The sequence below is a fragment of the Legionella antarctica genome (assembly GCF_011764505.1).
GTDB lineage: Bacteria > Pseudomonadota > Gammaproteobacteria > Legionellales > Legionellaceae > Legionella > Legionella antarctica.
This window is the reverse complement of the sequence record NZ_AP022839.1, coordinates 2,135,369-2,157,633: the sequence shown is the minus strand read 5'-3', so window position 1 is coordinate 2,157,633 and position 22,265 is coordinate 2,135,369. Positions and strand designations below refer to the sequence as shown.

Here is a 22,265-nt window from a genome sequence, read left to right as displayed (position 1 = left end):
TGACCGGCTAATCTTTAAAACTTCGAGGCAACGCCCATCTAAAGACTAATCGAAAGTGCCTCACTCAGCTTTTGGCGAAGAGTTTCTTTTTCTTCCGAGTCGAGAGGCAGACCTTTTTGATTGCTAATATAGAACATATCTTCTGCTCTTTCCCCAGCGGTTGCAATTTTTGCATTATGCAAATGAATGGAGAGAGTGAGAAATACTCTGCTTACAGTTGCTAGTAACCCGGGCCTGTCATTGGCTACTAAAAACAAACGGGTGTGATTATTCAGTTTGTCTTCGTTGTAGGTGATTTGTGTTTTAACGTTGAAATGCGCTAAAGCTCTGGATAGTCTTTTTCGTGTAACAGGGGGCAGATGATCATTATCGGCCAAATGAAAACACAAATCCTTTTGGATTTGTGTTGATCTTTGTTCATCGAAAAAAGCCTGATTTTGCTCATTTAAAATAATGTAAGTATCCAAATCAAACTGGTTGTCACAGGTAATAATCGCTGCTTCCTGAATAGTCACACGATGATTGCTTAACACCGATGTAGTAATTGTAAATCGTTCATCGCGATGGGGCATATAAATAAACACCTCAGTTCCACCTTGACTGTGATGAGGCATAATCATCACCAAGGGAAACTGTTTGGCTAAGAGAATCGCTTGAGTATGTCTTGCGATGACTTCAGGAGATTCATGAAGAAAATATTTCCCTTTAAACTGATCCCATAATTTTTGAATTGTTACTGGTGAAACTCCTTCTGAGGCTAGTATTGTTAAAGCATACTGTTTTCGAGCAGCAATGAGTGCTGTTTCATCCATCAATTCTTGTTCTTTATGAAGCATGTGTTTCGCAGCACGATATAATTCTTTGAGAAGAGAGTCTTTCCAGGCATTCCAAAGAGCAGGATTGGTACCACAAATATCAGCTACAGTAAGTAAATAAAGGTAATCCAGATATCTGGGATGGGGTAATAGTTGGCAAAAGTGTTCTATAGTTTTGGGATCATAAATGTCTTGTCGCTGTGCTGTCTGGGACATTAACAGGTGATGTCGAACAAGCCAAATAAATAATTCAGTATCTTTTTTTTCCAAATGGTGGTGGTGGGCAAATTGTTGGGCCTCAAATGCGCCTAATTCTGAATGATCACCGCCTCGGCCTTTAGCAATATCATGAAACAAAGCGCTTAAATACAAAATTTCAGGTTTATCCAAAGTAGCAATTATTTTGGCGCATAATGGGAATTGCCGGGAATATTGTTCTTTTTTGAACCGAGATATGTTACGAATTACAAATAGAGTATGTTGATCAACCGTATAGACATGAAACAAATCATATTGCATTTGTCCGGTTACTGTTGCAAAACAATCAATATAGTGAGCTAAAACTCCATAACGGTTCATCCTTTGTAATGCTTCGTAGGGCTCATTACCTGCTTGAAGAATACTGATAAAAGTTTCTGTTGTGTCAGGCAAAGCTTTAAAGCGTCTGTTTATTAAATATAATGACTCTCTGATTAGACGGATGGTGCTTGCTCTGACTCCAGCGATATCAGGACGTTTTGCTATCCATAGAAATAGGGTCAATAATGCTTGAGGATGCTGACTAAATACCCTCATATTTCGGACTTCAATATAATTATTTGATAACTGAAACTCATTATCCAGATGGGTTAACTTTTGTTTTTGATGATGGACAATCGTTTCATCAAACCATTGCAAGAGCATTTCATTAAGCTCTCTATTGCGTTTAATAACTTTAAAATAGTCTTTCATAAATTGTTCTATGGCTAGAGAGTGAGGACCATCTGTATAGCCAAAAACCTGAGCAAGTTTTACCTGATAATCAAAGGACAAACGTTCTTCTGGTTTATCTGCAAGCATATGCAATGCAAAACGAACTCTCCAGAGAAAATGTTGGCAATACATTAGCTCTTCATATTCTTTATCAGTAATAAAGCCATAACTGATGCCATCAGCTAATTTTTTTGCATTAAAGTGACGCTTGCTAATACTGAGTAGAACCTGCAAATCACGTAATCCTCCTGGCCCGAATTTAACATTTGGCTCAAGGTTGTATGCAGTTTCTCCATATTTTGCATAACGTTTCTTTTGCTCTAGTTGTTTGGCAAAAAAATATTGATGGCTTGGCCACATATGTAAAGGGTGAGTTTGGTAGATTAACTCCTCCATCAGAGCGCCTCGACCACATAATAAATACATATCCATAATGCTGGATATAACACTTAAGTCCTGGGCAGCAAGCTCGGCGCAGGATTGAACAGTGGTTAGTTGATGGCTTACTTCCAGACCCACATCCCAACAATCGCGAATAAAGTTTTGTGCTCGCTGCAATAGGGTTATAGAAATGTTCTCAGTATGCAGTAATAATAAATCAATATCGGAATGAAGTTGTAATTCTCTACGGCCATAGCTCCCCAGAGCGAGCAAACAAAAATTATCGCCTAGATTGAGTTTATTTTTGACAAATAAAGCAATTAAAATAGTATCTATAAAAACAGCTAATTTACGAGTGACGTTACTGATATTAGCTTTTTGAGTAAATTCTACGCACAGATTCTCTTTGAACCGTTTAATTGTATTTTTAAGAAGATTATTATCGTTCTTCATTGCGCAGGGTTAAAATTTCTACGCCATTATCAGTGACAAGGAGCGTATGTTCCCATTGAGCCGAAAGGCTATGATCTTTCGTTACCACGGTCCAGTTATCGGGTAGTAAACGTGTCTGATGTTTGCCAGTATTTACCATGGGTTCGATAGTAAAGGTCATCCCTGGTACCAGGCTCATACCTGTTCCAGTTACACCATAATGCAATACTTGGGGATCTTCATGAAATATGCGACCAATACCATGACCGCAATAATCCCGTACTACAGAACACCGATTTTTTTCAGCGTGCTGTTGAATAGCATAACCAATATCACCTAGTAAAGCCCCTGGTTTGACCATCTCTATGCCTATAAACAAACATTCATGAGCAATTTGCACGACGTGTTTGGCTTTTACGGAAGGTGTTCCAATAATAAACATTTTACTGGTGTCACCATGATATTTATCTTTAATAACGGTTACGTCAATATTGATGATGTCGCCATTTTTTAAAGTTTTTTTTCCGGGTATCCCATGACAGACCACATGATTTATAGACGTACAAATAGATTTAGGAAAGCCATTATAATTTAAAGGGGCTGGAATGGCCTTTTGAACATTGACAATGTAATCGTGACAGATAGTATTCAACTCATCAGTGCTCACTCCCTCTTGAACATAAGGTCCAATCATTTCTAGCACTTCACCTGCAAGCTGGCCAGCAACACGCATTTTTTCAATTTCATCAGGTTTTTTTATTGTAACGGCCATTATAGGTGTCCAAAATAAAATAATTAAAACTTAGGAAAGTCCCCAACTTGTTCATTAGGAATTTAATTCGGCTAGCTTCTTTGACTAAAGCTACCTCACTAGATTTATACTTTGCTATTAGAATTCTTAATAATGTTAGCACATGCAATTGTAGAGCAAAAGTATTACGAGCAGTGGAGTAATGGTAGACATCAAGCGTATGAGTCAGTTTGGTAAAAAATTTTCCTAATGTTGCTTTTAACCTTTAAGCGCAATGTACTTTCTTTAAGGATTAAAAAAAGATCCTATAGTAAAAATCATGAACATAATGTATAATTACGGTTTTTTACTCTTGGAATTAACATGCCACATTCAGAAAAAAGAAAGAAAAAGACTCCATCAAAACTTGACGATTATGAAACCAGTTTTAGTCATGAGAACCGACAAGGAAGTAAATTAAAACACACCAAGCAAAAGGAAAGGAAAGCCAGAGACATTGGTCTTTTCTTTTTCTCTAATCCCGAAAAAAATAAATATCAAACTTCAACAAGCAAAAAAAATCTTGTGAAAAAGCAGTTTCTGACCGCTCTCGGTATTGATAACATGAAACCTGCTGATTACATTGCCTCCCCATTGGATCAAAATGATTCCGTTGCTGTAACACCAGTAAATTTATTAAAAAAACAAGGCGGAAGAGGTTTATTTGCGAAACAATATATTCCAGCAGGCACTTGTATTGGCGTTTACACTGGGGTTGTATTTGAATCTCAAAAGGATTTCGATCTTTATTTTAAGGAAAATCCCAACGCTGATAATGCTTATACCATGAATGTCGGTGCAAAAGTGGTTGATGGCGCAATTCAAGGTAACTTTACACGCTATATTAACTTTTCCGACAGTCAACCAAATACCATGTTTGTTGAGGGCATACTTAACCGTCGTAAAGTAGCAAAGGTAATGACCACACGGGATCTATACGAAGGAGAGCAATTATTGATTGATTACAATCAATATAGCGAAGACTTCTCAAAAAAATATTTCTTTCTAAATCCTGAAGATGGCATGTATTCAGCGAAAGAAATTAGAGACATTAATTGTGAAGAATATACATTAATGGAAATGACTGCAGACATAGATGCGTTACAAATTAAAGAAAATGATTTTGTTTACGCAACAACTATAGGTAATGTAATTCTTCAAAATGGTCGGTTATCCAGGTTAGAAATAATGCCTGATCAAAGTGCTTTAGACTTACCTTTTCTAAAAACAAGCAGGTTTAAGGTTATCTTGGATTTTGACGAGGCAGATAATTTTACGCCATTAATGTTGGCCTGTTACGCTGGCCAATTAGAAAATGTAGATTGGTTGACAAATCAGAAGGTTAACATTAATCGTCAACAGCATCATTCTGGCAATTGTCCATTATTTCTTGCGCTCGACGGTTATGCTGATGGAGGTATAAATGACAGAGCTATTTATAGGGAAATAATACAGCTTTTAATAAAAAAAGAAGCCAATATACTAATACATGATAGAGCGGATATGACGTTTATTCATAAAGCCATATCTGTACTTTCTACCCGTGATTTTAAATCCATTTTGACTTTAATCCAGGAACAAGAGCATATACTCTTTAGCGATTTATTTACTTATCTTGATGAGAGTGATTTGGATATTCTGTTTTATTGTCTTAATACTAAATTCTTTGATAAAGCTAAGATTCTATTAGATATGTTTCCCGATTATTTCAACGAGAGTAGCAAAAATAAACAGCAAAAATTTCATTGTAAAAAGGAATTTAAAAACGCAATTTCAGATTATAATGAAGTTGATAAGAGCGATCTGATGAGAATTTTAGGAGATAGCAAATATAATGTTCCAGCAGAATTTTTGGATGCATTAACTTCGAATGAGGAAGAACAACCTTCATACTCACTTTAATAATAAATGAATAAAATTAGGCATTGTGTGCATCTGCCAAACTGAGTAATGTAAATCTGACTCACCCTGGGTTTACCATAAGATTAGGGCTTATGAAGGCGATAGGTTTTCATAAGCACTTTATTATACTACCTTCCTGTAATCAATCGATCAACCATAGTAGGGTCAATTAAAAAGAATAGGCTCAGTTATGAACATTAACCTTCATTCTCGTGCTAATTTATATAAATAATGTTAAACTTGCACAACAATAAATACTTAATGGATTAAATATGATCATCTTGGTCAATTTATTGCAATATTGATGATTTATGTTTTACGAGGCTCTAAAGACAGGAAACACACTCATGCACACAGGTACAGTGAATCGATTTAATAAAATTAAAGGCTATGGTTTTATAACTCCAGATGATGGAGGCAAGGAAGTGTTTGTTCATTTTTCGGAAGTACAAACAGAGGGCTATAAAGAATTAAAAGAAGGGCAACGGATTAGTTTTACCCTGGAACAGGGTGAGCGAGGTGAGTTTGCCAAACAGGTAAAAATAATTATCTAATAAGTTATAAATTTTAAATAAGGCTGGGTAAATGTTAGATGTAAGAAGTATAAGTATGCAGTTTGGACCTAAATCACTATTCCAAAATGTGGACTTGATATTGTTGCCCACCCAGCGTTATGGGGTTGTCGGAGCTAACGGTACAGGTAAATCTACTTTCCTGAAGATATTAGCGGGCGAAGAACAGGCATCAAATGGTACGGTTGAAAAAGCCAAGAATCTTAAAGTGGGAATTTTAAAACAAGATCATTTCCGTTATGAAGAAGTACAGTGGACCCCATTGTCAAGACAGCGATCCGTTTAATTTAAGATATAACTTTAATTCTACTTTCTTTCGTTGACGAGGGTGCGTAGCACACGAGTCAACCACAATAGCAGTTAATGAAACACCTGTTATTGAGCCTGTGGGTATGTGGGCGCGAAGCCATCGAGTGTGGTCAAGCGGTGGATAACGTCTTTTTGTTATCCATGGCTTGTCCACATGTCCCGAAGGGCGATGGCTGATCCGCAGGACGCGTCCACATATCCACAGGCATTCCATTACGCTGCAGCCTCATATAGGCCAGCATAAACCTCTGACGGCGTGTATATTCCAAATGATTGATGAGGTCTTTCGTCGTTATAAAACTTGAAATACACCCTTAAACCATTTCGTAGTGCTAAAACTGTTCCGTATTCTTTTATGTAAATATCTTCATATTTGACTGAACGCCATAGCCGTTCAATGAACACATTATCCATCCATCGACCTTTCCCGTCCATGCTAATTTTGATGTCATGGTCTTTTAAAACATCGGTAAACGCCTTACTGGTAAACTGGGAGCCTTGATCCGTATTAAAAATATCAGGCCTGCCGTGGAGCCTGATGGCGCTCTCCAACGCGCTTACACAAAAGTCATCATCCATGCTGTTTGATACCTTCCAAGAGAGCACCTTGCGGCTATACCAGTCCATTATTGCCACCAAATATACAAAGCCTCCTTGCATCCTAACGTAGGTAATATCGGTGCACCAAACCTGATTGGGTCGATCAATCACTAAACCACGTAGCAAGTAGGGATAAACCTTTTGTTCCTTGTTCTTTTTACTCGTATTCGGCTTTGGTGCCACTGAAACCAGACCCATGATCCGCATCAAACGCTGCACTCTCTTACGGTTAACGTCATGGCCAAGGCGACGTAAATAAGAACGCATCTTTCTGCTTCCATAGAAAGGATGGCGCATGTATTCCTCATCAATCAAGACCATCAAAGCCAGATTCTCTGGGCTCTCGGTACATATTCCTTCGCCAGCAGTGCGATAGTAGCTAGCGCGTGACAAATTAACCAATGCACATTGGCGTACGATGCTGAGTGTAGGGTGATTGACATCAATCATGGCTCGCTTCTCCCGCACGCTCAACTTAGATGACCGGTCTTTTTTTTAAGCCAGTCTAACTCAACCGCTAGCTGGCCTATTTGCGTGTATAATCGATCTCGTTCTTGTATGATGGAGTCCATGTCTTTGTCATGCTTGCCGCTAAACAATTGCTTGCTTCCATCCAGTAATTGTTTTTTCCACAGATTGATTTGTGTTGCATGCACCTCAAATTCAGATGCCAATTCATTGGTCGTCTTGTGACTTTTTAATGCCTCAATTGCTACCTTTGCTTTGAAGTCAGATGTAAATTTTTTTTTAGCCACTTGGTACCCCGTTTAACAATGGTTTCTATTTTACACCACTGTCTCATTTTTGGGGTCCACTATAGTGTTTATTATGTATAACCATAGTTAAAATATTCAATAATATTAACTATCCTTAATTAAATTTTAATACTTATTCCTTTTGCTAAGTATATACTTGATTTTACTACAACTGCTTTAATTATACGGGTTAGTAATTTTTTATTAAATAGCAACTTAAGATGATTAAGCTTATCTTTGAAAAAAGAGAAATAAATTGTTTGGATGTGAAACTCGTTGTATTGTAGTTTAATCTGGATTAACTATTTTAAAAGGCATTATTTTGTTGATTGAACAGCAAATAATACAATATCGCGCCCTCGATGAATGGTTTGATTCATCGTTGGGTTCATTTGTGGCTAATGAATTTAGCAACCAATTAAAGTCCGTAAATGACTATTTACGAGGGGAGACTCTATTGCAGTTAGGCAACTGCGGCGACAATCCGTGGTTAAGTACACTAAATTTTAAGAGGAAATGGATTGCGGCTCCTCTTTTTTTAAGTAATGCAATTAATTTGGAGTGTTCCTTTAATCAAATACCTTTGAGTAGAAACAGTTTGGATTGTGTGGTAGCACCATTAACCTTGGAACCTTATGGTAGTAGTTTAAGTTTGATAGATGAGATTGACCGAATTTTAAAACCAATGGGTTTTATTATTTTATTGAGTATCAATCCCTGGAGTTTATGGGGCGGGGCTATGAAATGTGGCTTGTTACATTGTTATAATGATCGTGCGATTAAAATGCGTTCGCCTTTAAATGTGAATAGGATATTTTTACAAAGAGGGTATAGACAATGTGCTTTAAGCAGTTTTTGTTATATTCCACCTGTAAACAGTAAGTCATTAATAAAAAAATTTACGTTTTTTGATGAAGTAGGTAAAATGTTGTGGCCTTTTCCCTCAGGCTTCTATTGCTATATTGCTCAAAAATTCGAAGCGGTGCATCCTTCATTATTGGCTGAGCCTGTGTTACAACCTATAACTAAAAAATATAAATCTACATTACAACCTGCAACAAACTAATAATAAATATTTGAACACTACCCCTTTATTTTTGTATACTTCACATTGATTTATAAACAGGTTTATTTAATGACTAAAAAAACATTATTCCGAATCACTTTTGCCAATCAAGAGGCAATTTATGAGATATATGCACGTTCTATCAAAGAAAGTGAGATGTTTGGTTTTTTGGAAATTGAAGAACTGGTATTTGGAGAGCAAACCGCGCTAGTGGTGGACCCCTCCGAAGAAAGACTTAAAATGGAATTCAGCGGAGTAAAGCGTACTTTTATTCCTATGCAATCAGTATACCGCATAGATGAAGTAGCAAAACAAGGACCAGCGAAAGTAAAGGATAACATAGGTTACGGAAATAAAGTCAGCCCTTTTCCAGGAACAGGAAAGATAAAAGATTAGTTTTTTTATAAATGCACAATATCCTAATCTGTTAGAAACCATTTTTGAAACTAAAATTTTACAACGATGGGGTTAAAAAATTATCATAACTCTTCAAGGAAAAATCAATGACAATCCCTCATAAAATCAAGTCAGTCTATGAAAAATCAAGTTGTCTGTTCACTACTAATGAGGTAGAAGCAGCCCTGGATCGAATGGCAATAAAAATACATGAGAAATTGCAAGATAGAAACCCTGTCATTATCTGCGTCATGATTGGCGGGTTAGTTCCATTAGGTAATTTATTGCATCGACTGGATTTCCCTTTAGAAGTCGATTACGTTCACGCGACTCGATATAGGGGGGATATTACTGGGGGTGAGATACACTGGAAGGTAAAACCATCAACTAATTTAGCTGGAAGAACAGTTTTGGTAGTTGATGATATACTTGATGGCGGAGTTACTTTGGCAGCAATTATTGCTGAAATAAAAGCTTTAGGTGCAGAGGAAGTTTATAGTGCTGTTCTGGTAGATAAATACCGTAAAAGAGTGCCTAATGGCCTTCAAAAAGCTGATTTTGTTGGTTTAGAAGTCGAAGATCATTATATTTTTGGCTATGGAATGGATTATCATGAATACCTTCGCAATGCTCCAGGAATCTTTGTTGTTCATCCAGATCACGAATAGCCAGCTCAGGAAATTTTTGCAGAGATGGCAACAAGTCTGAAAATTTGCCATCCTGCATTGGGATTCCAGACCGAATTGCGGAAATTTGGGTTGTCAGCCCAGAGCCCAATAATAACTTAACGCAGCATAGCCAGTTAACGTTCTCTCAAGGCTGATTGCTTTGCCTTTAATATAGGCTTGAGAATGTATGCAAGTACTGACTTTTCTCCTGTTAGAATGTCAACTGTTGCTAACATTCCAGGGATAATAGGCAAAGGTTTTTTATCAGTTCCCAAATGATTTTTAGTAGTGCGAACCCTAATCATATAAAAGCTCTCATTTTTTTTATCAGTTTCGTCAATTATCGTGTCTGCACTTATTTGCTCAACTGATCCTTCAAGACCACCATAAATTGAAAAGTCATAAGCTGTAATTTTAACCATTGCTTTTTGGCCCGGGTGTATAAAACCGATATCAGCAGGGCGAATTTTTGCTTCAATTAACAGGCTATCATCAAGAGGAACAATTTCTACAATATCGTTTCCAGGTTGGAGTACTCCACCAAGGGTGGTTGTTTTAATTTGCTTAATAATCCCATAAACAGGGGATCTCACTGTTGTACGAGTCAAACGATCTTTGTCAGCTTTATTCGCTTCGATGAGTGCATATAATTCACCTCTTGCCTTATTCAATTTGTCCAATTCATCTGAATTAAATTTATCGATATTTCCTTTAATTTCGTTAACTGCCCTGTCTAATCTGATAACCTCCACTGGAGAAACTGACCCGGTTTTTAACAAAGGTCTGGTCATATCAAGTTCTTTTTGAGCTAAGTTCAGAGATATTTGTAATTGGTTTAACTCCCTCATGCGGGATTCATACAAAGACAGTTGATCCTTTACTAAATCAGGCTGAGCTTTTTGAATCTCGTCAGGAAAGACAGGATTAGTTTTAGTCATCTCAGCATTAATACGTATAATTTCTAGCTGCAACGCATCTTTTTTCCTTTCGGATTCATAATAGCTAGACATGAACCGTGTATTATCAATTTGCATCAATATCTGGTTTTTCTTAACTATCTCACCTTCTTTTACAAAGATATTTTTAATTATTCCTCCTTCAAGATTTTGAATGACCTGTATTTCACTTGAGGGAATTACTTTTCCTTGGCCTGAAGTGACTTCATCAAGTATTGCATAATTAGCCCACATAATTGCTGCAACTATAAAAAAAGCAGAAGTCCATAAAATTATATGGGTAAAGGCTCCAGACTTGTGAGTTTTACTCATTATATCATTTCCTTACGCTACCTGATTTAAGTGCATTTATTACGGCCTCTTTAGTGCCGTCTGCAATAATTTTACCATCTTCTAAAACAATTATCCTGTTTACCAATTCAAGCATTGATATTTTATGGGTGATTAAAATGAGAGTATGCTGATTCGTTAGATAATGATGGAGTCGGGCTTTAAGTTGCCGTTCACTATTATCATCCATGGATGAAGTAGGTTCATCCAAAAGTAATACATTGGGATGCAAAATTAAAGATCGCGCCACAGCTACTGCTTGTCTTTGTCCTCCAGATAGCTCAGCACCTTTTTCACCAACTTGTCTATCAAAGCCTTTGGGATGAGTGTTTGTAAACGATGTGACCCCAGCTATTTCGGCAGCTTTTATAAGTTCAGTATCACGTATAAAAGGTGCGCCAACACAGATATTATCCCTCACACTTCCATAAAATAGAATCACATCCTGTGGCACATAACCTATTTGCTGACGCAGATCGTCTGGATTAATTTGTTTATAGTCAGTTCCATCCAGCAATATTGTTCCTGCAGTTGGTAAAAATAATTTTAACAGTAACTTGCCTAAAGTAGATTTTCCAGAACCAACACGCCCAATAATAGCTACGCGATCACCCACCTTAATTTTAAAATTAAGATTACTTAAAGCATTTATTTCTTCACCAGGGTAATTAAAACAAACCTGTCGAAACTCAATATCACCTTTAAGTGCGGGTCGATGCAAAAATTTAGCATCTTCATTAATATCAGTCTCGAGTTGCATAATTTTATTTAAAGATTGCAAGGCATTAGCTGATTGAAAATAACGAGTGAATAGGGAGGACACTTGTGCCATAGGTGCCATTGCTCTACCCGTTAATATAGTACATGCTATTAATGCTCCTGTTGTCAATTCATTATTTGAAATCATATATACTCCAGCAATAATGACTGCTATGGTTGCAATTTGCTGAGCAAGGTTGGTGATACTCATACTGCTATTTGAAATAAATCGTAATTGCATGGAATTTTTTGAGGATTCATCAATTATTTTTTCCCAGCGGGATTGCAATATTGTTTCAGCTCCTGTTGTCTTTACTGTTTCGATGGCAGATAAGGACTCAAATAAAGTAGCCTGTTTTTCTGCTGAGTATTGATATGACTTCCTCGTGAGCCTTATTAAAGGCCATTGGAGTAGAAGACCAATTAAAAATATCAGAGGAACAACAATAAAGGGGATCCAAAACAGGTTGCCGCCAATTAAGTAAATAACAAATAAAAATATAAAAACAAAGGGTAGGTCGACAAGGACAGTCATGGTGCTGGAAGTAATAAAATCACGAAACAATTCAAATGACTGGACAGTATTAGCCAGAGCACCTACAGATTTAGGTCTGGTTTCCATGCTTAAGCCCAGAACTTGTTGAAATATAGTAGCAGATAACTCAAGGTCAGTATGCTTATTAGCAATATCAATAAAATAGGATCTTAATGTTTTCAATAAGGTATCAAATATGAAAACCAGTGCTACACCACTAGCTAAGACCCACATTGTATCTGTTGCATGATTTGGTACAACTCTATCGTAAACATTCATGGTGAAGAGTGGAATTACTAATGCAAAAATATTAACTAACAGTGACGCTACTAAAACCTCTGAGTAAAGAGGCCAGGACTTTATGATCACATTCCAAAACCAATTTTTAGGCTGTTTCCCTACTGTTTCCTGTGATCTTTCAGTATGTTTAAATTGTAAATCAACAAAAATAACTTTATCAGTTAGATAAGAGGCAATCTGCTTAATATCTGATAAAGTATCAGGTTGTTTTGGATCAAGAATAACTCTGTTCCTCTCATTATCTAAAATTAATAAAACAGCATTTCCATCTTTTTTAATCAAAACGGCAGGAATCTGGGAATCGTCAATTTGATCCAATTTTATTTTTTTGACCTCAGCATCTATAGAGGCCCTGGCTGCTGATCTAGCGAACAGTTCTATTGTTAGTCTGTTATTAACTAAAGGTAATCGAGCTATAAGAGATTGAGGTGAAAAAGGATTCTGATAATATCGTGTTAATAATACCAAGCATGCTAAAAGAGAATCATTTTCAGCCGTTTCACTTAAGTCTATAATATAGGCGCGGTTTTCTGGACACAAAAAAAGGTTTTTTAAGAGCTATTCTTCTTAATACAAAGAGGAGAATAAAATGTCTAAAAAGCGAGCTTATTATACGGCGGCCAAGAAGGCAAAAATAACGCTAGCTGCGATTGAGGGGAAACTCACACAAGCGCAAATTACCAGTGAATACGGTGTTCACGCAACGCAGGTAAAAACTTGGAAGCAATCGGCCATCAAAGCCATTAACGATTTATTCTCTGGGGCTAATGAAAAAGAAGCCAAGTCCCAAGAGCAGCTTGTTGAGGCATTATATCAAGAAATTGGTCGACTTCAAGCGCAGCTATCTTGGCTAAAAAAAAAGCATGAACTTTAGTCTGGATGAAAAGCGCGTCATGATTGATCCTCTTGCCGAGCTCACCATTCGTGAACAATGCTTGCTATTAGACTTGCCTGTTTCAAGTTATTATTATAGTGCCAAGCCCATTTCTGTCGAAGATGAAGCGCTTATGGCGCTACTTGATGAGCACTATCTGCAGTATCCATGTGAAGGTAAAATTAAGCGGGCAAGATGGCTGTCAAAAGAAGTAGGCTATCCTGTTGGTAAACGTCGAGTAAAAAAGTTGATGGAAATGATGGGGTTATCGACTGTTTACCCAAAGCCAAATACAAGCGTTCCCAATAAGGAGCATGAGGTGTTCCCTTATTTATTAAAAGAGGTGGATATCACCAAACCAAATCAGGTTTGGGCCGCAGATATCACCTACATCCGCATGAAAGGAAAGCATGTGTATTTAGTAGCTATTATGGACTGGTATAGTCGTTATGTGATTGGATGGGCTATTTCACCTACTATGGAGGCTGAATTTTGTATTGAGGCGCTTAGAAACGCTTTGCTGCATTCGCGTTGTGAGATCTTTAACACGGATCAGGGTTCTCAATTTACCTCAAAAGATTGGATAAATACGCTAAAATCTCACCACATTTCTATCAGCATGGATGGGCGAGGACGTTATTTAGATAATATATTTATCGAGCGATTGTGGCGTAGTGTTAAGCAAGAAAAAATCTACCGGTATGATTTTGATACAATTGAAGAGGTTGAGCTGGCCTTAACGGAGTATTTTGAGTATTATAATAACCGAAGGCTTCACCAGTCCTTTAATTATTTAACGCCCGCAGAGGTGTATTATGGCCGGAAAAGACCATAAACCCTAAATGAGAGCGTCATGACTTACCCACAAGGCCCACAGGCCTATACGAGAAAGTGAAGCTCTCCTGACCTGTGGACTTGTGGATAAGTCATTCTGATAGAGTTGTGGTAAAATGACCTAAGACAATTCGTAGTAGCAATCACTATTCATACGGTATTGAGTAGGTTTAAATAGGTTAATTTGAGTGAATTTTTAACTATAAATGATGGATGAATAGCTCTTATTTTTCCTTAATTTTGTTCCAGACATGCGGACCCATATCACTACATGAGACCATGATTGCTTTCTTGAGGTAACCATATCATCCATAAATTATCATTTTATCTAAGAGTATATACTCAAATTAAATAAAATTACGATATTTAGAATCAAACAGTATACTTGGATTTGCTAAATGGCTTAAGTGATTCAGTGATGTGTTTATATAGTTCAGGAAGCCATCTGGGTTGGGCAAATGAAGAAGTAGCGGGTTTTTTATCACGCATATCATTCGGAGCTATAATAACTTGAATATTATTCAGTCCCACACGTCTGGCTAATATAAAAAGTTGATCTATCGCAAAATCCCCAACAGCAAGACATCCAACAGATAAATTATTTCCATGAATAAAAATATTATTTCCTAAGTCTCTTCTTCCATCCATATAACCTTTTTCTCTGTCAAAATTATTGGGATAATTAATCATCATTGATAAATGCATGCTACTAAATGGATTGAAATTAATGAGTTTGTATACACCCTCAGGGATTTGCTTATCATTAACTCTTAACTTAGGACCTAATCGGCCACTAAAGCCTGTTAATGGATAATTATGGATGTGTCTCCAGGAATGATTTGAGTTTTTTGCCCAAAGCTCTACCTTTCGTTCTGACTTAAAAGCCAGCAGTGCAATTTCACGGGGAGGGTAACTTACTCCTGCTTTTGAAAAAAAAGAAATTAGTTGTGGTTCTGCACGTAAGCCATAACGCTGTATCGCACGATCAATTGCTTTATCCCAGTTGACTTTCGGGGCCATGCTATAACCATCAAGCCAAAAAAAAACTATAAATAAAGAAATGAATCGGCTCATATGAAAGATGATCTGGTAACTTATATACATCATATCAAATTAAAATCTTCAGGACAATTTGTTAAATAATACAACTACCTTGCATCATTAACCTTTATGTTGTAGTAACAATTTTTGCTTATTATTTGGAATAGGCAGTTGTGTTGCAATAAAATCAGGGCTAATGGATAAATGTCCAATTGAGGGGATTAAGCCGTAATGATTAGGACATAGATATAAAACAGAACCATCGGGGGCAACCTTATAAAATAGATATCTATAACTACAATAGGCTACATTCTTGGGTAGAGCCACCTGAATGACTGGAGTTCCAGGCATTCGATTATCTACGAAGTATGCATTAACCCAGAGATTTGAAATAACTAATAAGCTACCTATTACTATAAAAGATTTGATTAAACTGCTGACATATTTGAAAACAGGATTATTGCTGCTTAAATGTGAAATAATCTGGATTAGTGAAATAAATAAAATAATTAAATTAGCGGTGTAGATTGTTGCATTAATAATATTAAAATAACTTCCAAGAAGTTGACCGCCCGAAGATTGATAATGAATAACCACGGCGATAAGACTTAACCATAAGGAGGAAATTACATAATAAATAATACTTCTTTTAATTCCAACAATTAAGAATATTAATGCAATTAATGGAAAGAGACAGTGAGCTAAGATATACATTGGTCCAATCCCTTAAAATGAGAAGTTCCATTGTTCAATAGACTTATATATATATCAGCAATTTAACGATATGGCTAGCAGACTACCTAATTATTAATATCAGGCTCTTTTATTAGCAAAATCATTGGAGTCGTGGGAATTGCGGTAGAATTTAGCAGGCCTTCAGGAAGCTTTATCCTTCTTAAGGTAAATTTAGTTAATGCAGGTAGCATATAAGTCAATGGACTAACTAATTGAGAGGAGGATTGTTGTTGGTTATTCTTGTCAGCGTAATCGAGGTTTTGATGAAGAGTGCCAATCAAAAGATGTTTATTTAATTCGCTGATTTTATAACTCGATTCCCATAAATTTAATTCTAAAATTAAATGAGCATGACTGTCTTTATAGGTCATAATTAAAACGGGAGGTTTATTATCGTACAACTGAGAAAGTAATGGGAACGTAATTTTGTTAGAGTTAGAACTCATCTTCATCAGTAATTTCGTAGCAAATGATTCCGTGTGTGTTTCCCAACCTTTTTGTTCCAAGCTGTTTTGCAATAGATCCAGGTCACCAACGTATTGAATATTAAACTGACTTATTCTGTGTCCAAGCCGGTTCAGACGATATATAGGCAAAAATGGTTTTTGTTGATTCCACCATATCGATTTATTAAGAGAATATTCTTTGCGATAGGGGGTATGATTATAAGTCAAAGTTTTAAAATTAAGATAAGTCGATAAGGATGTAAAAAATAATATGACGACAAGCAATGTAGAAAGTATCGTTGCCGAATGGGTGATTATTAAATCGTTAAAATTATATTTCCTATAGATCAGATAATGAATCAGACATACATTTGCCCCTGCGAAATAAGCGACAAGAATATCTGTAGGCCAAACGTCTCCAAGGTATGCCAATCCAACACCACTTAGACCGAGTATAACCAATATAAAAATTCTTAGCGTATTAGTAAGGAGTGCGTATTTATTGTTGATATAGAATAATATAAACCCATAAAAAGCTGTTGCAATTTCGAGATTAGCTGCAAAGGAAGCCCCATCCATGGTGACTTGCAGGCCTTGAGGTCTTGGGTTATCAATGAAAAAAGTTAATAAAACGGCGATTAGATAGCTGGAAATAATTAAACTCGTTAAATATACAATAACTTTAAAATGTTTGTAGTAAATACACCAGAGACAACAAATTATATAAAGACTGGTAATAGTAATAGTACTTGTAAATTGGGTACAAACAATAAAAAATGCTTCTAATAATGGTGTATGGAAGCTTTGAAATATGAGATGAATGGGAAAATTAATACAGTTAAACCATGGAGTTATAATGCTTAAAATTATAAGTATTATAAATAAAAGCAAACTAAACAAGCTTAACAATAACAATGCTGCTGTTGGGAAGTGATTCGGTTCGTCTTTGGGAGTAAGTGCATTATAGAGTGGACTTAATTTAGAATGGGATTTAAAACTCAACCAAAAGTGATGTAAATTGCGTTTAAAGAAGGAACTTAATTTAAGATAGAGCCATTTTAAAAACAAAGAAACCAACCAAATTCCCGAAAGTAGAATTAGTATCAGGACAAACAAACGTGTTGCACTTTCGGCTGAAAGTCCATGGCTGGCAGCACCAATTAAAGCACCCGGCAAAATATACAATAAAGACCAGCCTATTGCAGATATAACATTTGCCAATAAAAATCGCCATTGTTTCATGTGTAATATACCCGCAATAACGGGAATTAATGATCTTAATGGTCCTATAAAGCGTCCAATTAATACGCTTTTTCCTCCATGTCGGGAAAAAAAATCTTCGCCATATTTTAACCAGTGGGGGTATTTTTTAAATGGCCAGATCTCAACGAGTCGCTCGCTATAAAAATAGCCTAATGCATAGCTAAGACTATCCCCACAGACTGCTCCTAAGGTTGCAGCTGCTAAAGTTAAATCCAGACGCATAATTCCTGATCCCGCAAGTATCCCTATTGCGGTCATAGTTACCGAGCCTGGAATGATACTACCGATAATGGCTAAGGATTCAGTTAAAGCAATAAAAAAAGTAATGAAGAGAGACCACCTAGGGTTTGTTTGCAGCCAATCAGTGAGCGGTTGAACATAATCTGCGAACAAATTCATAGTATCTCGTTATTTAAATTGATTTAGGAAAGCTCGCTCAAACTGCTGACTTACTTCTTCTAACCTGATATCAGATTGGAAATGACTTATTTGAGTCATTTCCATATTAGCGAAGCCACAAGGGTTAATACCATAAAATGGGTTTAAATCCATGTCAACATTCAGAGCTATTCCGTGATAAGTACAACCATTTTTAACTCTAAGACCAATTGAAGCTATTTTTTTTTCACCTACATATACTCCGGGAGCTCCACAACGAGTATTTGCTACTATTTCATATTCTGCAAGTACTGAAAGTAAGACTTGTTCTAATTGAGAAACTAATGTACGAATACCAAGACTACGTCTGCTAATATCCATTAACACATAGGCTATTAATTGTCCTGGGCCATGGTATGTAACTTGACCTCCGCGGTCCGATTGAACAATTTTGATAAAATTTTTATTTAGGATGTGTTCCGGTTTACCAGCCTGGCCCTGCGTATAAACTGGCGAATGCTCTAAAAGCCAAAGTTCGTCTGGAGTGTAACTCTCTCTATTGGTGGTAAATTCTCTCATTTTTATCCACACAGCATCGTAGTCTGTTATCCCCCATTGATGAACTATCATTACAGAACCATTTTTACATGGGGATGCTTGCTTAGCTCTTGATACAATGCATCAAGCATCTCTTGATTTTCGGCAAGTATAGTTATTGTAATTGCCAGATAATTATTTTTTTGACTGACTTTATGAGTTAGATGTTCTTCCTGAAACCCAGAATAATGGTTTTGGGTAATTTTTCTTATTTCATCCAAAAAGACTTTAGAATTAGTACCAATAACTTTTATTGGAAAAAGACAAGGAAATTCGATTGCTGTAGATTTAGTCATAGTTAACTTAATAATTGTTGATAGGATTCATTTATAATAGTCCAATATTTACCAGCTTTACCTTCATTGATAAGAACATCATTAATTTGTGTAACTGGCATAATTTCTTTCGTCGTGCTCGTTATCCAAACTTCCTTTGCATTAAAAAGCTCACTGACCTTTATTTCTTCCTCGCAGAATATCCAATTTAATTGGTTTATTAATTCAATTGCAATTTGTCGAGTGATACCTGGCAAACAAAAATGGTTTAGGGGAGCAGTTTTAACTGTCGATTCTTGAGAAACTATAAATACATTTGAAGTACTTCCTTCATTGATGACACCTTCCCTAACTAAAATAGAGGTTTGGTAACCGGCTGAGACAGCCTCATCGTTGAGTAATATATTTCCAATTAAAGAGGTCGTTTTAATATCACATCTTGACCACCGAATATCCTCAATTAATTTTGCACTAAGACCTTTTTCTTTATCCTCATCAGAAGGGAAGGGGTTATTCATAGTAAATGCAATAACAGACGGCGTAATTGACAAGGGAATATCATGTTTTCGTATCCCTTGACTACCTCGAGTCACCTGAATATAAATCTGAAAATTACCACCATTATTTTCAGCAATCAGGTGATGAGTTACTGAATGCCAATCATACTGAGGCATCTGAATTTTGATTTTTTTTAAATTAGAATTAAGGCGTTCTAAATGTCTGTCGACAAAAAAGGGCTGTCTGTTGTAAACAGGCACCACTTCGTACACAGCATCGCCAAACAGAAAACCACGGTCAAATACTGAGATCTTGGCGTCACTAGCATCTAAAAACTCGCCATTAATAAAAATTTTCATCCTTGATAAACCCTAAGATCCAAACCATCCTTTGAAGGTCAACCGAATAGCGTCTATTGCCCTGGTAAAAAAACCACCTGATTCAACTGTTTGCAGGGCATATAAAGGACGTGTTGTTATAATGTTATTGTCGTAGGTCACTACCAAATCGCCAACTTTGTCCCCTTTTGTAATGGGAGCTTGTAAATGGGAAGGAATTTTGGTTGAGATATTAAGTCTTTGATACTGCCCAGTGGGGATAGTAATAAATTGATCGTCCGTTAATCCAACAGCTACTTTATCAACAGTACCTTTATAAAGCGGCATTTCCGTAATAGACTGGCCTGATTTGTATAATTGATGGGTTTCAAAAAATCTAAAGCCATAATTAAGCAGCTTTTCGCTATCATCGGCTCGTGAAGATTCATTTGGCTCGCCTAGTACCACTGCTAATAAACGCATGTTGTCGCGCTTTGCCGAAGAAACGAGACAAAAGCCTGCTTCAGAAGTATGACCTGTTTTAAGCCCGTCGACCTGGTTATCACGCCATAATAAACGGTTCCTATTAGGTTGTCGTATACCATTATAGGTGAACCATTTTTGTTTATACCAACTATAATACTGAGGAAAATCAGTAACCAAGGCTCTGCCTAAAATAGCCAAATCCTTAGCTGTGGTATATAAGCCTGGATCTGGTAAACCGGTACTATCGGTAAAGTGGCTATTAGTCATCCCCAGGTTTTGGGCTTGCTGGTTCATGATGTCGGTAAATGCATTTTCGGTTCCACCAACATGTTCGGCCATAGCAACGCAGGCATCATTGCCGGAGTCTACTATAATGCCTTTTAACAAGTCTTCTACCGATACCTGCTGTCCTTCTTTGATAAACATGCGTGAGCCACCAATTTTCCAAGCATCACGACTCACTCTCACACTATCTTTCAAATGAATTTGTTCATGATGTAATGCATTGGATAATACATATAAGGTCATCATTTTAGTCAAACTTGCTGGAGGTAAACGCTCTTCACTGTTTTTTTCTGCAATAATTTTGCCACTATTTACATCAATAAGAATATAAGCCTTTGCATTTAGAGTAGGGGCAGCAGGAGTAACTAGAGGTTTATTTGAAATTGATGGTGATGCCTTCTTTAAATCTGTGGGTAACGACTCTTGTGCACCTGAATTAGTTGATTGCACAAAGAGGGTAATAAAAAATAATGTCGTCAATAAAAAAGACGTGGCTTTGGTCATGAAATTCCTGATGTAGTTACAAAATATTGTTATATTATCACAGCCTGTTACACGCGACCAAACAGCAGAATGAAAATATTGATTTTTTTTATTGGTTTTAAATATATTTGAAATCAAAAACTTCGAAAAATATCTCTTTTTAGGTATAGTTAGATAAAATAATTATAATAAGTATATATGAGAAAAATATTAATCGTAATAATTGCATTTATCTCAGGTTGTCAGACAACTAACAACAATCCACCCGTTTCAACACATGCCAGCACAAAATCTTCAGTTCAATCGGCAAATGCAGTTTACGATCGATATAAAAACAGAGGGAATCGTTATACGATTCTACAAGATGGTGCACCAACAAAGGAGCGATCTGTAGATTTCAAAGAACCGGTTCCGACCAAAGAACCATTAAGTCGATATGGTAATCCAACGGAATACTACGTTGATGGCCGTACCTATGAGGTATTGAAAACTTCCACAGGGTATAAGACTCGTGGTATTGCGTCATGGTATGGAACAAAATTTCACAAACAACGAACATCGAGCGGCGAACCTTATGATATGTATGTCATGACTGCGGCACATAAAACCCTACCTTTACCAACTTATGTAAAAGTTAGAAATTTAAATAATGGCCGTGTCGCAGTTGTTCGGGTAAATGACAGGGGCCCATTTCATGCGGATAGGATAATTGATTTATCCTATGCTGCTGCTTTAAAATTAGGTGTATTTCCAAAAGGGACGGCTCCAGTCGAAATAGAAACCTTAATGGGTCCAGCTGGTCAGGCTCATTATTATTTGCAAGCTGGCGCCTTTTCCTCAGAAAACTTAGCCAAAAGCTTAAAACAAAAATTAATGCTTATAAGTCCATCCCCCGTATTTATCGAACATTATAAGGATCATTATGTAGTTAGAGTGGGGCCATTTGGCGATAAGCATATGGCCGATAATTTAAAAATAAAATTGGCGAGGAATGGTGTCACAGGCTCTTTTTCGGTCTTGATTTAAGCTGTTAACAGACGGAGTCTTTTTTTCAAATTGACTGGACACTAATAGTCAGGAAAATCAAATTGAAACTTACATAAAATATCTATACTCTTATCTTTTAAGTGTAAATAGAAATTATTTGCTCTTTTATACAGAATAATTAATAGCTTATTAATAAATTAATGGATAAAATTATGTTTATAATTCTAA

The 22,265-nt window shown here is 36.5% G+C and carries 20 protein-coding genes and 1 pseudogene; 9 read left to right on the top strand and 12 right to left on the bottom strand.

All coding sequences use genetic code 11. The features are described from left to right. Positions 1-38: 38 nt before the first annotated feature. Positions 39-2,621 (bottom strand): [protein-PII] uridylyltransferase, encoded by a 2,583-nt coding sequence (gene glnD / locus HRS36_RS10280; RefSeq protein ID WP_173237241.1) that lies wholly within the window; start codon positions 2,619-2,621, stop codon positions 39-41. Continuing rightward, positions 2,608-3,372 carry a type I methionyl aminopeptidase gene (gene map / locus HRS36_RS10275; RefSeq protein ID WP_173237240.1) on the bottom strand — a complete coding sequence of 255 codons (765 nt, stop codon included), beginning with the start codon at positions 3,370-3,372 and terminating at the stop codon, positions 2,608-2,610. Before map ends, glnD begins: the two co-directional genes overlap by 14 nt. A 342-nt stretch (positions 3,373-3,714) precedes the next feature. Between map and ankI the strand changes: the two genes are divergently transcribed. The 3 genes from ankI to HRS36_RS10260 all read left to right on the top strand — a co-directional run bounded on the left by ankI (position 3,715) and on the right by HRS36_RS10260 (position 6,150). Then, a complete protein-coding gene (gene ankI, locus HRS36_RS10270) occupies positions 3,715-5,292 on the top strand; it encodes a Dot/Icm T4SS effector AnkI/LegAS4 (RefSeq protein WP_173237239.1) in 1,578 nt (525 codons plus the stop codon). Positions 5,293-5,639: 347 nt separating this feature from the next. Next, positions 5,640-5,846, top strand: coding sequence for a cold-shock protein (locus HRS36_RS10265; protein ID WP_173237238.1), 207 nt, complete (start codon positions 5,640-5,642; stop codon positions 5,844-5,846). 31 nt (positions 5,847-5,877) lie between these two features. After that, a complete protein-coding gene (locus HRS36_RS10260; protein WP_226905449.1) occupies positions 5,878-6,150 on the top strand; it encodes an ATP-binding cassette domain-containing protein in 273 nt (90 codons plus the stop codon). 236 nt (positions 6,151-6,386) lie between these two features. On the opposite strand, the pseudogene HRS36_RS10255 reads toward HRS36_RS10260, so the two are convergent. After that, positions 6,387-7,528, bottom strand: a pseudogene (locus tag HRS36_RS10255) (IS3 family transposase). Positions 7,529-7,850: 322 nt separating this feature from the next. Between HRS36_RS10255 and HRS36_RS10250 the strand changes: the two are divergent. The 3 genes from HRS36_RS10250 (at position 7,851) to HRS36_RS10240 (ending at position 9,658) form a co-directional block, all read left to right on the top strand. After that, positions 7,851-8,594, top strand: coding sequence for a methyltransferase domain-containing protein (locus tag HRS36_RS10250; protein WP_173237237.1), 744 nt, complete (start codon positions 7,851-7,853; stop codon positions 8,592-8,594). A 69-nt stretch (positions 8,595-8,663) separates the two neighbouring features. After that, entirely contained in the window at positions 8,664-8,990 is a 327-nt protein-coding gene (locus HRS36_RS10245; RefSeq protein WP_173237236.1) for a DUF1820 family protein, read from the top strand. 107 nt (positions 8,991-9,097) lie between these two features. Then, complete coding sequence (locus HRS36_RS10240; protein WP_173237235.1) at positions 9,098-9,658, top strand: hypoxanthine-guanine phosphoribosyltransferase; 561 nt, start codon at positions 9,098-9,100, stop codon at positions 9,656-9,658. A gap of 134 nt (positions 9,659-9,792) precedes the next feature. Here HRS36_RS10240 and HRS36_RS10235 read toward each other — a convergent pair whose 3' ends face one another. Next, positions 9,793-10,926 carry an HlyD family type I secretion periplasmic adaptor subunit gene (locus HRS36_RS10235; protein WP_173237234.1) on the bottom strand — a complete coding sequence of 378 codons (1,134 nt, stop codon included), beginning with the start codon at positions 10,924-10,926 and terminating at the stop codon, positions 9,793-9,795. 4 nt (positions 10,927-10,930) lie between these two features. After that, positions 10,931-13,078, bottom strand: coding sequence for a type I secretion system permease/ATPase (locus HRS36_RS10230; protein ID WP_173237233.1), 2,148 nt, complete (start codon positions 13,076-13,078; stop codon positions 10,931-10,933). A gap of 49 nt (positions 13,079-13,127) precedes the next feature. Here HRS36_RS10230 and HRS36_RS10225 point away from each other — a divergent pair, with 49 nt between their 5' ends. Both HRS36_RS10225 and HRS36_RS10220 read left to right on the top strand, forming a co-directional pair. Further along, complete coding sequence (locus HRS36_RS10225) at positions 13,128-13,412, top strand: transposase (protein ID WP_173235475.1); 285 nt, start codon at positions 13,128-13,130, stop codon at positions 13,410-13,412. After that, positions 13,402-14,247, top strand: a complete 846-nt coding sequence (locus HRS36_RS10220) for an IS3 family transposase (RefSeq protein WP_173235473.1) — start codon at positions 13,402-13,404, stop codon at positions 14,245-14,247. The genes HRS36_RS10225 and HRS36_RS10220 overlap by 11 nt, the downstream gene beginning before the upstream one ends. A gap of 371 nt (positions 14,248-14,618) precedes the next feature. Here the strand turns inward: HRS36_RS10220 and HRS36_RS10215 are convergent, their stop codons facing one another. The 7 genes from HRS36_RS10215 to HRS36_RS10185 form a co-directional block, all read right to left on the bottom strand. Continuing rightward, positions 14,619-15,320, bottom strand: a complete 702-nt coding sequence (locus HRS36_RS10215; protein ID WP_173237232.1) for a L,D-transpeptidase family protein — start codon at positions 15,318-15,320, stop codon at positions 14,619-14,621. Between the two features lie 87 nt (positions 15,321-15,407). Further along, positions 15,408-16,001, bottom strand: a complete 594-nt coding sequence (locus tag HRS36_RS10210) for a type I secretion system protein LssZ (protein WP_173237231.1) — start codon at positions 15,999-16,001, stop codon at positions 15,408-15,410. Positions 16,002-16,087: 86 nt separating this feature from the next. Then, positions 16,088-18,130: a VTT domain-containing protein gene (locus HRS36_RS10205; protein ID WP_173237230.1), complete on the bottom strand. Its 2,043-nt coding sequence runs from the start codon at positions 18,128-18,130 to the stop codon at positions 16,088-16,090. Between the two features lie 9 nt (positions 18,131-18,139). Further along, positions 18,140-18,739 (bottom strand): lipoyl(octanoyl) transferase LipB, encoded by a 600-nt coding sequence (lipB, locus tag HRS36_RS10200; protein WP_173237229.1) that lies wholly within the window; start codon positions 18,737-18,739, stop codon positions 18,140-18,142. After that, positions 18,739-19,002: an HP0495 family protein gene (locus tag HRS36_RS10195; protein WP_173237228.1), complete on the bottom strand. Its 264-nt coding sequence runs from the start codon at positions 19,000-19,002 to the stop codon at positions 18,739-18,741. Before HRS36_RS10195 ends, lipB begins: the two co-directional genes overlap by 1 nt. Positions 19,003-19,004: 2 nt before the next feature. Beyond that, positions 19,005-19,838, bottom strand: a complete 834-nt coding sequence (locus HRS36_RS10190; protein WP_173237227.1) for a D-amino acid aminotransferase — start codon at positions 19,836-19,838, stop codon at positions 19,005-19,007. Positions 19,839-19,850: 12 nt separating this feature from the next. Beyond that, positions 19,851-21,071 (bottom strand): D-alanyl-D-alanine carboxypeptidase family protein, encoded by a 1,221-nt coding sequence (locus HRS36_RS10185; protein ID WP_173237226.1) that lies wholly within the window; start codon positions 21,069-21,071, stop codon positions 19,851-19,853. A 177-nt stretch (positions 21,072-21,248) separates the two neighbouring features. Between HRS36_RS10185 and HRS36_RS10180 the strand changes: the two genes are divergently transcribed. Continuing rightward, entirely contained in the window at positions 21,249-22,076 is an 828-nt protein-coding gene (locus tag HRS36_RS10180; RefSeq protein ID WP_173237225.1) for a septal ring lytic transglycosylase RlpA family protein, read from the top strand. Positions 22,077-22,265 lie beyond the last annotated feature (189 nt).

Excerpts from the sequence above, each read along its gene's own strand:
- HRS36_RS10210 (WP_173237231.1), bottom strand. The coding sequence starts at position 16,001 with ATGTATATCTTAGCTCACTGTCTCTTTCCATTAATTGCATTAATATTC.
- HRS36_RS10195 (WP_173237228.1), bottom strand. The coding sequence starts at position 19,002 with ATGACTAAATCTACAGCAATCGAATTTCCTTGTCTTTTTCCAATAAAA.
- HRS36_RS10235 (WP_173237234.1), bottom strand. The coding sequence starts at position 10,926 with ATGAGTAAAACTCACAAGTCTGGAGCCTTTACCCATATAATTTTATGG.
- lipB (WP_173237229.1), bottom strand. The coding sequence starts at position 18,739 with ATGATAGTTCATCAATGGGGGATAACAGACTACGATGCTGTGTGGATA.
- HRS36_RS10225 (WP_173235475.1), top strand. The coding sequence starts at position 13,128 with ATGTCTAAAAAGCGAGCTTATTATACGGCGGCCAAGAAGGCAAAAATA.
- HRS36_RS10265 (WP_173237238.1), top strand. The coding sequence starts at position 5,640 with ATGCACACAGGTACAGTGAATCGATTTAATAAAATTAAAGGCTATGGT.
- HRS36_RS10180 (WP_173237225.1), top strand. The coding sequence starts at position 21,249 with ATGAGAAAAATATTAATCGTAATAATTGCATTTATCTCAGGTTGTCAG.
- HRS36_RS10220 (WP_173235473.1), top strand. The coding sequence starts at position 13,402 with ATGAACTTTAGTCTGGATGAAAAGCGCGTCATGATTGATCCTCTTGCC.
- HRS36_RS10260 (WP_226905449.1), top strand. The coding sequence starts at position 5,878 with ATGTTAGATGTAAGAAGTATAAGTATGCAGTTTGGACCTAAATCACTA.
- HRS36_RS10205 (WP_173237230.1), bottom strand. The coding sequence starts at position 18,130 with ATGAATTTGTTCGCAGATTATGTTCAACCGCTCACTGATTGGCTGCAA.
- HRS36_RS10185 (WP_173237226.1), bottom strand. The coding sequence starts at position 21,071 with ATGACCAAAGCCACGTCTTTTTTATTGACGACATTATTTTTTATTACC.
- glnD (WP_173237241.1), bottom strand. The coding sequence starts at position 2,621 with ATGAAGAACGATAATAATCTTCTTAAAAATACAATTAAACGGTTCAAA.
- map (WP_173237240.1), bottom strand. The coding sequence starts at position 3,372 with ATGGCCGTTACAATAAAAAAACCTGATGAAATTGAAAAAATGCGTGTT.
- HRS36_RS10245 (WP_173237236.1), top strand. The coding sequence starts at position 8,664 with ATGACTAAAAAAACATTATTCCGAATCACTTTTGCCAATCAAGAGGCA.
- HRS36_RS10240 (WP_173237235.1), top strand. The coding sequence starts at position 9,098 with ATGACAATCCCTCATAAAATCAAGTCAGTCTATGAAAAATCAAGTTGT.
- HRS36_RS10215 (WP_173237232.1), bottom strand. The coding sequence starts at position 15,320 with ATGAGCCGATTCATTTCTTTATTTATAGTTTTTTTTTGGCTTGATGGT.
- HRS36_RS10190 (WP_173237227.1), bottom strand. The coding sequence starts at position 19,838 with ATGAAAATTTTTATTAATGGCGAGTTTTTAGATGCTAGTGACGCCAAG.
- ankI (WP_173237239.1), top strand. The coding sequence starts at position 3,715 with ATGCCACATTCAGAAAAAAGAAAGAAAAAGACTCCATCAAAACTTGAC.